Below are 14,452 nucleotides of genomic sequence, written 5' to 3'. Positions count from 1 at the left end.
GCGATTCCCCTGTTCGCGACCGCCGGGAGATACCGCCCCGATGCGTCGGGATATGGAGGGCCTGCCGTTACCAGGACGCGGGCAGAGCCTTGCCCTCCTCGTAGCCGGCGGCGGACTGGATGCCCACGAGCGCACGATCGGCGAACTCGTCGACCGTGGACGCGCCCGCGTACGTGAACGCGCTGCGGAGCCCGGAGGTGATCATGTCGACCAGATCCTCCACCGAGGGGCGCTGCGGATCGAGGTAGATCGTCGAGCTGGAGATGCCCTCCGCGAACAGCGTCTTGCGGGCGAGCTCGTAGGGGCTCAGACGTTCGAATCGCGACTGCACCGCCTTGGTCGACGCCATGCCCCAGCTCTCCTTGTAGGAACGGCCCTCCGCATCGGTGGCGAGGACTCCCGGCGCCTCGATCGTCCCGGCGAACCAGGATCCGATCATGACCGAGGCGGACCCCGCCGCGAGCGCGAGAGCGACGTCGCGCGGGTAGCGCACTCCCCCATCCGCCCACACGTGCGCGCCCCGTTCCTTCGCGGCCTGCGCCGTCTCGAGCACGGCCGAGAACTGGGGACGACCGACCGCCGTCATCATCCGGGTCGTGCACATCGCACCGGGACCCACACCCACCTTGAGGATGTCCGCACCGGCGTCCACCAGCGCGGTCACGGCGTCGGCGGTGACGATGTTGCCCGCCACGATCGGCAACCCGAGGTCGAGGTCCTTCACCGCCGCGATCGCCCTCACCATGCCCGCCTGATGGCCGTGCGCCGTGTCCAGCACGAGCACGTCGACGCCGGCGGCGGCCAACGCCCCCGCCCTCCGCGCGACGTCGCCGTTGATCCCGAGGGCCGCGGCGACGATCAGCCGCCCGTGCGCATCCACCGCCGGGCTGTAGAGGGTGGACCGCAGAGCGCTCTTCGCGCTCAGCGTGCCGATGACCCGACCGTGCTGCAGAACCGGAGCGAACTCGAGACCGGCTGCGGTGAGCAGGTCGAAGGCGGCCCGCCCGCTCGTCACGTCGTCCGCGTCGATCGACGGAAGCGCCCCGTGCAGGAGGTCGCCGAGCCGCGCGTCCGGCAGCGCGGTGCCGAGGCGCGACGCCTCGATGCAGCCGATGTACCGGTCGTCCGAGTCATGGATCACGATGCCGTGGCCCGCCACGGCCGGCAGGTGCGTGAGCGCGGTGGCGACCGTCTCGTCGGGACCGAGCACGAGCGGTGTGTCGTACGCCACGGGCTGGCTCTTCACCCACCGGATCGCGGCGTCGAGATCCTGCAGGTGCATGTCCTGCGGCAGCACCCCGAGCCCGCCGCGGCGAGCAAGGGAGGCGGCGAGGCGGTGCCCGGTGACCGAGTTCATGTTCGCGGACACGATCGGGATGTGCGTACCGGTGCCGTCCCCCGGGGTGAGGGAGACGTCGAGACGACTCCCGATGTCCGAGGAACCGGGCACCAGGAACACGTCCGAATACGTCAGGTCGTGCGAGGGCTCCGTGCGATAAAACCTCATGCGCCAACGGTATCGGCTCCCCCGATTCGCACTCCCGGTCGCACCGCGTCGGCGCACCGGATGACCGGGGAAGGTTTAGGCTTGATAGCTGGACGCACGGAACGGATCACCGACGATTCTTCCGCGAAATCAAACGAGTGAGAGAGTGGGCGATCGGCTGTGTCGAGCCAATTGACCGGAACCGGGACCGACGAAGGATCCGCTGGGGAATTCGGCGCCAACGAGTGGCTGGTCGAGGAGATGTACGAACGCTTCCTCGTCGACAAGAACTCCGTCGACAGCTCGTGGTGGCCCATCCTCGAGCACTACCGTCCGTCCGGCGGGGGCGAGTCCGATTCCACCCCCACGAAGGGCGAGGCGACCGCACCGACGACCGAGGGCGGCAACGCTCCCGGCTCGGACGCGGAGACGGTGACCGACTCGAGCGCCACCGGCGGCGAGCCGCAGATCCCCGAGGAGATCGCGCCGACCACCGAGTCGGACGGCCCCGGTGCCGGTGCACCGTCGACGGGAACGACGTCGCCGTCGCCCGCCACCGGCAGCCAGCCCGCCGCTCGGACGACGTCGCTCGCCCCCAAGGCTCAGCCCATTCCCGCCGAGGCCCCCTCGCGCGGCAAGACGCCGGCGAAGGACGAACCCGCCCCGGCTCCGGTCGAGAACACGGTCACGCCGCTCCGCGGCATGGCCAAGAGCCTCGCGACGAACATGGATGCCAGCCTCAGCATCCCCACCGCCACGAGCGTGCGCACCGTGCCCGCGAAGCTGATGATCGACAACCGGATCGTCATCAACAACCACCTGAAGCGTGCGCGCGGCGGGAAGGTCTCGTTCACCCACCTGATCGGCTGGGCCCTGGTACAGGCTCTCAAGGACTTCCCGAGCCAGAACGTCTACTACGACGAGGTGGACGGCAAGCCCTCGGTCGTGGCGCCCGGGCACGTGAACCTGGGGCTCGCCATCGACATCCCGAAGCCCGACGGCACCCGCGCTCTCCTCGTGCCGAGTATCAAGCGCGCCGACACGATGACCTTCGGCGAGTTCCTCACCGCCTACGAGGAGCTGGTGCGCAAGGCGCGCAACAACAAGCTCACCGCCGAGGACTTCCAGGGCACGACCATCTCGCTGACGAACCCGGGCGGCATCGGCACCGTGCACTCCGTGCCCCGCCTCATGCGCGGCCAGGGCTGCATCATCGGCGCCGGCGCGCTCGAGTATCCGGCCGAGTTCCAGGGCGCGTCGCCGAAGACCCTCACCGAGCTCGCCATCGGCAAGACCATCACCCTCACCTCCACCTACGACCACCGGGTGATCCAGGGCGCCGGCTCCGGCGAGTTCCTCAAGATCGTGCACGAGCTGCTGATCGGCTCGAGCAACTTCTACGAGAACATCTTCGCCGCGCTGCGCATCCCCTACGACCCGATCCACTGGGCCGCCGACATCAACGTCGACCTCTCGGAGCGCGTCAGCAAGACCGCCCGGGTGCAGGAACTCATCAACGCGTTCCGCGTGCGCGGCCACCTGATGGCGGACGTCGACCCGCTCGAGTACCAGCAGCGGTCGCACCCGGACCTCGACATCGAGAGCCACGGTCTCACCTTCTGGGATCTCGACCGCGAGTTCGTGACCGGCGGCTTCGGCGGCAAGCGGCAGGCACTGCTGAGGGACATCCTCGGGCTGCTGCGCGACTCGTACTGCCGCACCACGGGCATCGAGTACATGCACATCCAGGACCCCGAGCAGCGCAAGTGGATCCAGGACCAGGTCGAGGTCGGCTACACGAAGCCGACCCACGACGAGCAGTTGCGCATCCTCAGCAAGCTGAACGAGGCCGAGGCGTTCGAGACCTTCCTGCAGACGAAGTACGTGGGGCAGAAGCGATTCAGCCTCGAGGGCGGCGAGTCCACCATCTCGCTGCTCGACACGCTGCTGCAGGCGGCCGCCGAGGAGGGCCTCGAGGAGGCCGCCATCGGCATGGCCCACCGTGGCCGTCTCAACGTGCTCACGAACATCGCGGGGAAGACCTACGGGCAGATCTTCCGCGAGTTCGAGGGCACCCAGGACCCGCGCACCGTGCAGGGATCCGGTGACGTGAAGTATCACCTCGGCACCGAGGGAACCTTCCGCGGCGTGAACGGCGAGGAGATGCCGGTGTACCTCGCGGCGAACCCGTCCCACCTCGAGGCCGTGAACGGCGTGCTCGAGGGCATCGTGCGCGCGAAGCAGGACCGCAAGCCCGTGGGCACGTTCGCCGTGCTGCCGATCCTCATCCACGGCGACGCGTCGATGGCGGGCCAGGGTGTCGTGTTCGAGACCCTGCAGCTCTCCCAACTGCGCGGGTACCGCACCGGCGGCACCGTGCACATCGTCATCAACAACCAGGTCGGGTTCACCACTCCGCCCACGGAGTCGCGCTCCTCGGTGTACTCCACCGACATCGCGAAGAGCATCCAGGCGCCCATCATGCACGTGAATGGCGACGACCCCGAGGCCGTGGCGCGGGTGGCTAACGTGGCGTTCCGCTACCGCCAGAAGTTCAACCGCGACATCGTCATCGACCTCATCTGCTACCGCCGCCGCGGACACAACGAGGGCGACGACCCGTCGATGACCCAGCCGCTCATGTACAACCTCATCGAGGCCAAGCGGTCGGTGCGGAAGCTCTACACCGAGGCGCTCGTCGGTCGCGGTGACATCACCGAGGACGAGCACGAGGCCGCAGGCCGCGACTTCCAGGACCGGCTCGAGCGCGCCTTCGCCGAGACCCACGCGGCGCAGACATCGTCCATCCCCGTGGTGGTCGACGACAGCGGCGCCGTGGCGGATCTCGAGCGCCCCGATTCCCAGCAGGATGACGGCTCGGGCGAGCCCGAGACCACCGGTGTGTCGGAAAGCGTCATCGCGACCATCGGCGACGCGCACGACAACCCGCCCGCCGGCTTCTCCATCCACGCCAAGCTTCAGGCGCTCATGCGCAAGCGCGTCGAGATGAGCCGCAACGGCTCCATCGACTGGGCGTTCGGCGAGCTGATCGCGCTCGGTTCCCTGCTGATCGAAGGCACCCCGGTGCGTTTCGCCGGTCAGGACTCCCGGCGCGGCACCTTCGTGCAGCGCCACGCGGTGCTGCACGACCGCCAGAACGGCCAGGAGTTCATCCCGCTCGCCAATCTGTCGGAGAAGCAGGCGAAGTTCTGGATCTACGACTCCCTCCTCAGCGAGTACGCGGCGATGGCGTTCGAGTACGGCTACTCGGTGGAACGCGCCGACGCGCTGGTGCTCTGGGAAGCGCAGTTCGGCGACTTCGCGAACGGCGCCCAGACCGTGATCGACGAGTTCATCTCGTCGGCCGAGCAGAAGTGGGGCCAGCGCGCGTCAGTGGTGCTGCTTCTGCCGCACGGATACGAGGGCCAGGGTCCCGACCACTCCTCCGCCCGCATCGAGCGCTTCCTGCAGTTGTGCGCCGAGAACAACATGACCGTCGCACGGCCGTCGACCCCCGCGTCGTACTTCCACTTGCTGCGCCGTCAGGCCTACGCACGTCCGCGTCGCCCGCTCGTCGTCTTCACGCCGAAGGCCATGCTGCGGCTGCGCGGCGCGACGAGTTCGGTCGCCGACTTCACCAGCGGCAAGTTCGAGCCGGTGCTCGACGACACCCGCGTGCCCGACAAGGGCGCCGTGCGTCGCGTGCTGCTCCACGCCGGCAAGGTGCACTACGACCTCCTCGGCGAGCTCGAGAAGCGTCAGGACACGTCCATCGCCCTGGTGCGCATGGAGCAGTTCTACCCGCTTCCCGTCGCCGACCTCCAGGCTGTGGTGGCCGAGTACCCCAACGCGGAACTCGTGTGGGTGCAGGAGGAGCCGGAGAACCAGGGCGCCTGGCCGTTCATGGCGGTCGAGGCGGCGCGTCACCTGAACGGTCGCGACATCCGCGTCGTCTCCCGAGCCGCTGCCGCGTCACCCGCGGCCGGGTCGGCGAAGCGTCACGCGCGCGAGCAGGAGGAGCTGATCAACCGCGCCCTCGCCTGAGCGGCGGGCGGCTTGGTCCCTGAGCGATACGGTCGCTGAGCGATCGCGGTCCCTGAGCTCGTCGAAGGGACGTAACGTTACGTCCCTTCGACAGGCTCAGGGACCGTTGAGCCGAGAGGTGCACAGATCCTCCGCGAATCGGAAGCCAGTGCGTCCCTTCGACAGGCTCAGGGACCGCGTGCGGAAGGACCTAGACGAGCTTCGAGTAGCGCAGGCCGGCGGCGTGGTAGCCGCGGCGGGCGTAGAAGCGGGAAACGCTGTCCACGGCCGCAGCGGACGTCGCGAAGAAGCGGGTGGCGCCGTGACCCTGGGCCCAGCCCTCGAAGTGCTTGATCAGCGCGGAACCGATACCGGCCCGGTGACTGCCCTCACGCACGACCAGGATGATCAGCTGGGCGACCGGCGCATCGTCGTTGAACCCCCACATGACCTGGCCGCCGGCCAGCCCCGCGATCTCGCCGGACTCGTCGCGCACGACCCAGTTCTCGTGACCCGCGTCGGCGTTCATCCGTGCGAGGCGCTTGGCCACCTGGTCGGGGTCGGCGGTGTAGCCGAGCAGTTCGAGCAGTTCGACGATCACGGTGAGGTCGTTGGGAGTCGGTTCACCGAGGGGTTCAATGGCAGCAGTCACTGCAGAAACCTACCGCAGGATCCGACCACCGATGTTCCGGACGCGGTCGGGGCGAAGCGTCAGTGGGTCTTCTGCATTCCGCGCAGCACCTGCAGCACCTGCGTGCGAAGGTCCTCCGGCGCGGTCTCCTTGCAGGCGCGCTGCACCACGTCGGTCAGCACCTCGCCCACGTGCAGCTCCGATTCGCAGTCCGAGCAGTTCGCCATGTGCTCACGGATGTCTGCCGCGTCCTCCTTGCGGAGTTCGTTGTGCAGATATTCCTCGAGGTCCTTCTTGGCCTTCTCACAGCCGCAGTCGGTCATTTCTTCACTCCAGAGAGGCGCTTCGAAGCGGGCGCTTCGGTGCGCACGCCGCGCTCACGCGCATAGTCGGTCAGCAGTTCCCGCAGGAGCCGGCGGCCGCGGTGCAGGCGGCTCATCACGGTTCCGACGGGGGTCTTCATGATGTCGGCGATCTCCTGGTAGGAGAATCCCTCCACGTCCGCGAAGTAGACGGCGAGACGGAAGTCCTCGGGGATCGCCTGCAGCGCGTCCTTGACGGCGCTGTCGGGCAGGTGGTCGATCGCCTCGGCCTCGGCGGATCGGGTGGTGGCCGACGTCGCGGACTCCGCGCCGCCCATCTGCCAGTCCTCGAGGTCGTCGATGGTGCCGCTGTACGGGTCGCGCTGCTTCTTGCGGTAGTTGTTGATGAACGTGTTGGTGAGGATGCGGTACAGCCACGCCTTCAGGTTCGTTCCCTGCTGGTACTGCCCGAACGCCGTGTACGCCTTGACGAAGGTCTCCTGCACCAGGTCCTGCGCGTCGGTCGGGTTGCGCGTCATCCGCAGGCCGGCGGCGTACAGCTGATCGATGAACGGCAGGGCTTGCTCCTCGAAGAGCTCACGGTTGTCGGGACGAGCGGTCGACTCCGTCTCAGCCTGCTCGGTCGACTCCACCTGCCCCGTCGAGAACTCGGTCGACTCGGCCGGTGCCGGGTTTTCGGCAGCAGAGGCGGGCTCCTGCGCGGCGCGGGAATCGGTGTCGTCGCTCGTAGTCATCACCATCGATTCTAGCCGCGCCGGAGAATAAGCTTCCGGGTTCGCTTCGAGGGGATGCGGCGCCAGCAATGTGGGCACAGGCCTCCTTCCGTTCGCACCGGTGGGTGCCGGTACTCTTGACAACCGATGGAGATATTCAGGTATTCCGGTCCGCAGTTCAATCCGTACGACGACGGCAGCGAACGCGAGCCGGAAACGATCGACGACGGTCCTTGGCCGTCGCCCCGGGCCACCGGTCCGCTGAAGGCGACCCTGCAGATCCCCGGATCGAAGAGCCTCACGAATCGTGAGCTCGTGCTGTCGGCCCTCGCCACCGGCCCGTCGCGCCTCCGCTCCCCCCTGCACTCGCGCGATAGCGCCCTCATGGTGCAGGCGCTTCGCGCGCTCGGTGTCGACGTGCGCGAGGAGCAGGGTTCGGGCGACTTCGGCCCCGACCTCGTGGTGACTCCCGGACCGCTCGAGGGCGGCACCTCCATCGATTGCGGCCTCGCCGGTACGGTCATGCGATTCCTCCCGCCCGTAGCTGCCCTCGCGCTCGGCCCGGTGGCGTTCGACGGCGACGAGGCGGCCACCCGGCGGCCGATGCGCGCCACGATCGACGCGCTGCGCGCCCTCGGTGTGGAGGTCAACGACGACGGTCGCGGCGCGCTGCCCTTCAGCCTCTACGGCACCGGTGGAGTCCGCGGCGGCACCGTCGACCTCGACGCATCCGGGTCCAGTCAATTCGTCTCCGCGCTCCTGATGGCCGCTCCGCGCTTCGCCGAGGGCCTCACCCTGCGCCACACCGGTGCCACCCTGCCGAGCATCGCGCACATCGACATGACCATCGAGGCACTGCGCCAACGCGGCGTCGAGGTCGCCGTGCCTGAACCGGGCACCTGGGTCGTGCCGCCGGCCGACATCGCCCCGCGCGACGTGGTCATCGAACCCGACCTCTCGAACGCGGCGCCGTTCCTCGCCGCCGCCGCGGTGGCCGGCGGATCGGTCACCATCGAGAACTGGCCCGCCCGCACCACCCAGGTGGGTGCCGAGGTGCCGCGCATCCTCGAGCGAATGGGCGCCGAGTCCAGCTACCGCTCCACCGGCGGCGGCACCGGTGAGCTCACGGTGACCGGCACGGGGCGTCTGATGGGCATCGACCTCGACAACGCGAGCGAGCTCGCCCCCGCCGTCGCCGCGGTCGCGGCACTCGCCGACTCGGAGACCCGGCTCACCGGCATCGCGCACCTGCGCGGTCACGAGACCGACCGCCTCGCCGCCCTCGCCACCGAGATCAACGCCCTCGGCGGCGACGTGACCGAGACCGACGACGGACTCGTCATCCGTCCCGCGGCGCTGCACGGTGGCCTGTGGCACAGTTACGAGGACCACCGGATGGCCACGGCCGGCGCTATCCTGGGGCTCGTCGTGCCCGACGTGCTCATCGACGACATCGCGACGACGGCGAAGACCCTGCCGCAGTTCCCCGAACTGTGGACCGGACCGCTCCTCGGCACCCGTCCCATCGCCGACCCGCTGAGCCTCCTGTGACCGCGGATACGTCCGCATGAGCTGGATCACCGGCGTCGATGACGACGACGAGTACGACCAGTACGACGAGGCGTCGATCCGCACGAGGCCGAATCCGAAGGGCAACCGACCGCGCACGAAGACGAGACCGGAGCACAACGACGCGATCCCCGCACGGGTGATCACCGTCGACCGCGGCCGCTACGGCGTGCTGGTGGGCGAGGACACCCCCGACGAGCACGACCTCACCGCCACGAAAGCCAGGGAACTCGGCAGGAACGCCGCCGTCACCGGGGACATGGTCGAGATCGTGGGCGACACGAGCGGCGCGGAGGGCAGCCTCTCCCGCATCGTGCGCATCCTGCCGCGCACCACGCTGCTGCGGCGGAGCGCCGACGACTCGGACTCGGTGGAGCGCGTGATCGTGGCGAACGCCGATCAGATGCTCATCGTGGTGGCCGCCGCGAACCCCGAACCGCGCACCCGATTGGTGGACCGCTACCTCGTGGCGGCATTCGACGCGGGCATCACGCCCATGATCTGCATCACGAAGACCGACCTGGCCGACCCGGCCGAGTTCCTCCGCAGTTTCGCCGGCCTCGACCTGGAGGTCTTCGAGAGCGCGGAGGGCGAGGTGCCGGTCGACGCCATCCGCGAGCGGCTGCTCGGCAAGATCACCGTGACCGTCGGTCACTCGGGCGTCGGGAAGTCCACTCTCGTGAATGCGCTGGTTCCCGACGCTCACCGCGCCATCGGTCGGGTCAACACGGTCACGGGCCGTGGGCGGCACACGTCGTCGTCCACCGTGTCGCTGCGCGTGGTCGACGGCGAGCGGTCGGGGTGGATCATCGACACCCCCGGCGTTCGCTCGTTCGGCCTCGGTCACGTGGACATCTCGAACGTGCTGAAGTCGTTCGGCGACCTCGACGCGATCGCCGAGGAGTGCCCGCGCGGCTGCACCCACCTGCCCGATGCACCGGACTGCGCGATCATCGAGCGGGTCGAGTCGGGCGAGCTCGGTGAGGTGGGTCGAGCACGTCTGGATTCCTTCCAGCGGCTCCTCGCGACGCTCGGCGCCTGAGCCTCCGGCGGCACGAACGCGCGACGGTAGGGTGATCGGGTGGCCTCCGAACCCCTGTACTCCCTGCAGTCCGACCTGCGTCTCGCGCGCGATCTCGCCGACATGGCCGACGAGATCTCGGTCAGCCGCTTCCGCGCCAACGACCTCGTCGTGAGCACGAAGCCCGACATGACGCACGTGACCGACGCGGATCAGGCGGTCGAGCGTGCCCTCCGCGGCGGGCTGGCCGACTCGCGGCCGAGCGACGCCATCCTGGGCGAGGAGTACGGCACCGATGGTGCGGCTCGGCGGCAGTGGATCATCGATCCGATCGACGGCACGGCCAACTTCGTGCGCGGCGTGCCCGTCTGGGGAACGCTCATCGCGCTCGCCATCGACGGAACGCCCGTGGTGGGGGTGGTCAGCTCCCCCGCCCTCGGCAGGCGCTGGTGGGCCGCCACCGGTCTCGGCGCCTACGTCGACGACACCCTCGGCACCCCGTCCGCCCGCACCGAGCGGCGCATCCACGTCTCCCAGGTGAGCGACCTCGCCGACGCATCGCTCAGCTACGGCAGCCTGTCGCAGTGGGACAAGCACGGCCGGGTGGACCAGCTGCTCGCACTGTCCCGCAGCGTCTGGCGCACCCGGGCCTATGGCGACATGTGGTCGTACATGATGGTGGCCGAGGGTCTGATCGATATCGCGGGCGAGTACGACCTGCAGCCCTACGACATGGCCGCGCTGTGGCCGATCGTGCAGGAGGCCGGCGGTCGCTTCACCTCCGCCGACGGACAGGACGGACCGTGGCACGGCAGTGCGCTCGCCACCAACGGCCTGCTGCACGACGCGGTGCTCGATCGCCTGGGCTGATCCCCTGCCCCGCCGGGCTCAGCCCCGCCGGGCTCAGCAGCGCCGGTGTCAGCAACCGTGGGGCCCTTCTCGTACGCTGGGCCGCACGGACCAGCTCAGTCCCTGGTTGGTGCGACCCGCCCCTGCTTCTTCCGTTCTCGCAGGTCGAACAGGCCGATGAGCAGTGCGAGGGCCATGAGGCCCAGGGCGACGAACAGTCCGTTGCGGAACGCGTCGTGGTAGACCTCGATCGAGTCGCCGCCCCGCTCCTCGTACAGCGTCGCGTAGAAGGTGGACGTCGCGACGGCCACGCCCATCGCCGTGCCGACCCGCTGGCCCACCTGCGCCATCGACCCCGCGACACCGCCCTGCGTCACCGGAACCTCGGCGAGGGTGAGGGTCTGATTCGGTGAGATCACGAACCCGCCCCCGGCGCCGGCCACGAGCATCGCGGCGGACATCGCCCACGGCGTCACCTCGGGCGGGGTGACGATCGCGGCCACCAGCACCAGTCCGAAGCCCAAGAGCACGATGGCGAGTCCACCCACCACGAGGCTTCGGCCGTAGCGATCGACGAGTCGGCCGCCGTAGTAGGCCGTGAGCGCCGACGTCAGCGCGAACGGGATGCTCACCATGCCGGCGAACACCGGCTCGATATCGAGACCCTGCTGCAAGTACAGCGTGGTGAGCAGGAAGATCGCGGGCATCGCGCCGAAATAGGCGGTGGCGAGCAGGATGCCGTTGCGATAGGACGTGCGGCGGAACAGACCGAAGTGCAGCACGGGCGACCGCCCCGACTCCCCGTAGCGCCGCTCCCAGCGGATGAAGAGCCACACCGCGACGGCGCACACGGCGAGCGAGAACCACCGGCGCGGGTCGTCATCCGGGCCGCCGGTGGTGAGCAGGAACGGCAGCATGAGCGTGAAGGTCGCCAGACCGAGCAGCAGGATGCCGACGGGGTCAAGCGTCGTGGCCTCGGCGTCCTTCGACTGGCCGCGGGGCAGCAGGCGCCAGGCGAAGTAGAGGGCGGCGAGTCCGAGCGGAATGTTCATCCAGAACAGCAGTCGCCAGCCGTCGGTGGGCCCGCCTATCGCGATGAGCAGCCCCCCGAGGGTCGGACCGAACGCGGTGGAGACGCCGATCGTGGCTCCGAACAGGCCGAAGGCGCGGCCGCGCTCCTTCGCGGTGAACAGTTGCTGGATGAGGCCGAGCACCTGCGGCATCTGGATGCCTGCCGCCACGCCCTGCAGTATGCGCGCTGCCACGAGGAGTTCCACGGTGGGCGCGATGGCGCAGAGAAGGCTCGACAGCGTGAACAGACTGAGGCCCACCACGAACATGAGGCGACGGGAACGGATGTCGCCGAGTCGCCCTGCCGGCACGAGCGCCAGACCGAAAGCGAGCGCGTATCCGGCCACGATCAGTTGCAGCTCGGTGGGACCGGCACCGAGGGACTCCTCGATCGACGGCAGACCCACGTTGACCTTGGAGAGGTCGAGGATCGTCAGCGCCGCGACCCCGACGCACACGCCGAACGCCTGCCACTTGCCGCGGTCCGCACCGTTTCCCGGCTCGGGAGCGGATCGGTTCGACATCGGGTTCAGCCTAACCCCGGTTCGGGGCACCTCCGGACGGGCTCGATCCGCGAGGAAGCATGATCCAGCGCATCGGCCGGTCGCGCCGGGTCGCCGCTGGTCGTTGCGCGCGGGCATCCGCGAACCACCGAGCGGAACGGAGATGAGGTGGAGGAGCGCCGCGGGCCCCCCGACCCGCGGCGTACTCCGTGATTCCATCGTCCCCCCGACGAAATCGTTCCCCCCAGTTGTGCGAGCTCCCCCCGGATCTCACATAACAAAATCTAACGATTGCTCGTGATTCGGAATAGACCCCCCTTCGGGGCTATTTCGGGGGTACTCCGAGCTCGGGGTTCGGCGCCCCTGTCCCTGCACCCTCTCGGAGCGCGAGGGCAAGCCCCTGTTGCCGCCGCGCGGGGGGTGTGAGGCTGGCAGCCGTGGCGGCGAATGCGGACCCGCACTCGCTGTGCGGGTAGCGGCAACGCGAGAATCAGCACAGAGCACCCGCCACGGCCATGACCACAGGAGGTTCGTATGCGAGCGATGGTGTACCGCGGTCCCTACAAGGTACGAATCGAGGAGAAGGACATCCCGCCCATCGAGCATCCGAACGACGCCATCGTGCGCGTGGAGCTCGCGGCGATCTGCGGGTCCGACCTGCACCTCTACCACGGCATGATGCCCGACACCCGCGTCGGCACGACCTTCGGCCACGAGTTCATCGGAGTGGTCGAAGAGGTGGGCTCCTCCGTGCAGAACCTCACGCGCGGTGATCGGGTGATGGTGCCGTTCAACGTGTACTGCGGATCGTGCTTCTTCTGCGCACGCGGCCTCTACTCCAACTGCCACAACGTGAATCCGAATGCCACGGCGGTGGGCGGCATCTACGGCTACTCCCATACCTGCGGCGGCTACGACGGCGGACAGGCGGAGTACGTGCGGGTCCCGTTCGCCGACGTCGGTCCGACGATCATCCCGGACTGGATGGACGACGAGGATGCGGTGCTCCTGACCGACGCCACCGCCACCGGCTACTTCGGCGCGCAGCTCGGTGACATCGCGGAGGGCGACACCGTGGTGGTGTTCGGTGCCGGGCCCGTGGGGCTCATGGCCGCGAAGTCGTCCTGGCTCATGGGCGCGGGACGCGTGATCGTGATCGACCACCTCGAGTACCGACTCGAGAAGGCCCGCTCTTTCGCCCACGCCGAGACGTTCAACTTCGCCGAGTACGACGACATCGTGGTGGAGATGAAGAAGGCCACCGACTACCTCGGCGCCGACGTGGTGATCGACGCGGTCGGCGCCGAAGCCGACGGCAACTTCCTCCAGCACGTGTCGGCGGCGAAGTTCAAGCTGCAGGGCGGCTCCCCCATCGCTCTCAACTGGGCCATCGACTCCGTGCGGAAGGGGGGCACCGTGTCGGTCGTCGGGGCGTACGGACCGATGTTCAGCGCGGTCAAGTTCGGGGACGCCCTGAACAAGGGGCTCACCCTGCGGATGAACCAGGCACCGGTGAAGCGCCAGTGGCCGCGCCTGTTCGAGCACATTCAGAACGGCTACCTCAAGCCGAGCGACATCGTGACGCACCGTATCCCCCTCGAGCACATCGCCGAGGGCTACCACATCTTCTCCGCCAAGCTCGATGACTGCATCAAGCCGCTCATCGTGCCGAACTCCGCAGCGTAAGGATCCGATCATGCCGTACACCGCAGACAAGCCGCAGTCGGCCCCGTCGAGCGACGAGCTCCGCGCCCGCATCCCGGGGTGGGGCGCTGACCTCGACCCGAAGGACCGCCCGTCCTTTCCCCGGGAGCGCTTCGACCCCGGCGCGACCGGTGCCCACTGGGACTTCCCGGAGCGCCAGGAGGAAAAGGTGCCGAGGGAGCGGTCGATCGAGCACAGGTTCCTCACCCCTGTCTTCGGCACGTCGGCACCGCTGCACGGGAAGTCCGGCGAGATCCGCCGTTACGCCTACGGATTCAGCGAGGCTCGGGCCGCCCACTGGCTGCTGCTGCTCGCCGCGGACCGCGTGGATGCGATCGAGAGCCACCTGAGGTCGTTCCTCACCCTGCGACCCGACAACCCGATCACCGAGACAGGCGTGCTCAGCGAGTTCACCCACCACGGCATCCGGTCACGGATCGGTCGGAAGCGCGCGGACACGAGCCATACCTGGATCGACCCGATCCTCGTCGCCGGCCCGTGGCTCATCGCCGGAACCATCGCCTACTCGCTGTTCTCGGGCCGTAAGAAGTAGGCGGCC

General features: G+C 68.8%; 11 protein-coding genes. 6 read left to right on the top strand and 5 right to left on the bottom strand.

Annotated features, from left to right (window positions below):
* Positions 1-67: 67 nt before the first annotated feature.
* Entirely contained in the window at positions 68-1,507 is a 1,440-nt protein-coding gene (guaB1, locus tag EY822_RS11445) for a GMP reductase (protein WP_150308368.1), read from the bottom strand.
* 159 nt (positions 1,508-1,666) lie between these two features.
* Here guaB1 and EY822_RS11440 point away from each other — a divergent pair, with 159 nt between their 5' ends.
* Positions 1,667-5,530, top strand: coding sequence for a multifunctional oxoglutarate decarboxylase/oxoglutarate dehydrogenase thiamine pyrophosphate-binding subunit/dihydrolipoyllysine-residue succinyltransferase subunit (locus tag EY822_RS11440; protein ID WP_150308367.1), 3,864 nt, complete (start codon positions 1,667-1,669; stop codon positions 5,528-5,530).
* Positions 5,531-5,720: 190 nt separating this feature from the next.
* On the opposite strand, the gene EY822_RS11435 is transcribed toward EY822_RS11440, so the two are convergent.
* The 3 genes from EY822_RS11435 to EY822_RS11425 are packed head-to-tail and all read right to left on the bottom strand — an operon-like array spanning position 5,721 to position 7,203.
* A complete protein-coding gene (locus tag EY822_RS11435; RefSeq protein WP_150308366.1) occupies positions 5,721-6,161 on the bottom strand; it encodes a GNAT family N-acetyltransferase in 441 nt (146 codons plus the stop codon).
* Between the two features lie 59 nt (positions 6,162-6,220).
* Positions 6,221-6,463 (bottom strand): anti-sigma factor family protein, encoded by a 243-nt coding sequence (locus tag EY822_RS11430; protein WP_150308365.1) that lies wholly within the window; start codon positions 6,461-6,463, stop codon positions 6,221-6,223.
* Positions 6,460-7,203 (bottom strand): sigma-70 family RNA polymerase sigma factor, encoded by a 744-nt coding sequence (locus tag EY822_RS11425; protein WP_227497235.1) that lies wholly within the window; start codon positions 7,201-7,203, stop codon positions 6,460-6,462. Before EY822_RS11425 ends, EY822_RS11430 begins: the two co-directional genes overlap by 4 nt.
* Positions 7,204-7,323: 120 nt before the next feature.
* On the opposite strand from EY822_RS11425, the gene aroA reads away from it, so the two are divergent.
* From aroA to hisN, 3 genes are read left to right on the top strand one after another with little or no spacing between them, the layout of a single operon-like run.
* On the top strand, positions 7,324-8,727 hold the full coding sequence (gene aroA, locus EY822_RS11420) for a 3-phosphoshikimate 1-carboxyvinyltransferase (protein ID WP_150308364.1): 1,404 nt from the start codon (positions 7,324-7,326) through the stop codon (positions 8,725-8,727).
* Between the two features lie 16 nt (positions 8,728-8,743).
* The gene (gene rsgA / locus EY822_RS11415) at positions 8,744-9,787 is read left to right on the top strand and encodes a ribosome small subunit-dependent GTPase A (RefSeq protein WP_150308363.1); all 1,044 of its coding nucleotides are present in this window, start codon (positions 8,744-8,746) and stop codon (positions 9,785-9,787) included.
* 39 nt (positions 9,788-9,826) lie between these two features.
* The gene (gene hisN / locus EY822_RS11410) at positions 9,827-10,636 is read left to right on the top strand and encodes a histidinol-phosphatase (protein ID WP_150308362.1); all 810 of its coding nucleotides are present in this window, start codon (positions 9,827-9,829) and stop codon (positions 10,634-10,636) included.
* A gap of 95 nt (positions 10,637-10,731) precedes the next feature.
* On the opposite strand, the gene EY822_RS11405 is transcribed toward hisN, so the two are convergent.
* Entirely contained in the window at positions 10,732-12,210 is a 1,479-nt protein-coding gene (locus tag EY822_RS11405; protein WP_150308361.1) for an MFS transporter, read from the bottom strand.
* Between the two features lie 513 nt (positions 12,211-12,723).
* Here EY822_RS11405 and EY822_RS11400 point away from each other — a divergent pair.
* Together EY822_RS11400 and EY822_RS11395 are read left to right on the top strand one after the other, a co-directional pair.
* Positions 12,724-13,875, top strand: a complete 1,152-nt coding sequence (locus EY822_RS11400; RefSeq protein ID WP_150308360.1) for a zinc-dependent alcohol dehydrogenase — start codon at positions 12,724-12,726, stop codon at positions 13,873-13,875.
* Between the two features lie 10 nt (positions 13,876-13,885).
* Complete coding sequence (locus EY822_RS11395; RefSeq protein WP_150308359.1) at positions 13,886-14,446, top strand: hypothetical protein; 561 nt, start codon at positions 13,886-13,888, stop codon at positions 14,444-14,446.
* The last annotated feature ends 6 nt before the right edge of the window (positions 14,447-14,452 follow it).

Source organism: Planctomonas psychrotolerans (genome assembly GCF_008642235.1).
Lineage (GTDB): Bacteria > Actinomycetota > Actinomycetes > Actinomycetales > Microbacteriaceae > Planctomonas > Planctomonas psychrotolerans.
Note: the sequence above shows the minus strand (reverse complement) of the source record. Positions and strands in the feature narration are given on the sequence as shown.

What these genes read in the sequence shown, in the direction of transcription:
- EY822_RS11430 (WP_150308365.1), bottom strand. Translation starts at nt 6,463, where the DNA reads ATGACCGACTGCGGCTGTGAGAAGGCCAAGAAGGACCTCGAGGAATAT.
- EY822_RS11395 (WP_150308359.1), top strand. Translation starts at nt 13,886, where the DNA reads ATGCCGTACACCGCAGACAAGCCGCAGTCGGCCCCGTCGAGCGACGAG.
- EY822_RS11405 (WP_150308361.1), bottom strand. Translation starts at nt 12,210, where the DNA reads ATGTCGAACCGATCCGCTCCCGAGCCGGGAAACGGTGCGGACCGCGGC.
- EY822_RS11425 (WP_227497235.1), bottom strand. Translation starts at nt 7,203, where the DNA reads ATGGTGATGACTACGAGCGACGACACCGATTCCCGCGCCGCGCAGGAG.
- EY822_RS11400 (WP_150308360.1), top strand. Translation starts at nt 12,724, where the DNA reads ATGCGAGCGATGGTGTACCGCGGTCCCTACAAGGTACGAATCGAGGAG.
- guaB1 (WP_150308368.1), bottom strand. Translation starts at nt 1,507, where the DNA reads ATGAGGTTTTATCGCACGGAGCCCTCGCACGACCTGACGTATTCGGAC.
- aroA (WP_150308364.1), top strand. Translation starts at nt 7,324, where the DNA reads ATGGAGATATTCAGGTATTCCGGTCCGCAGTTCAATCCGTACGACGAC.
- rsgA (WP_150308363.1), top strand. Translation starts at nt 8,744, where the DNA reads ATGAGCTGGATCACCGGCGTCGATGACGACGACGAGTACGACCAGTAC.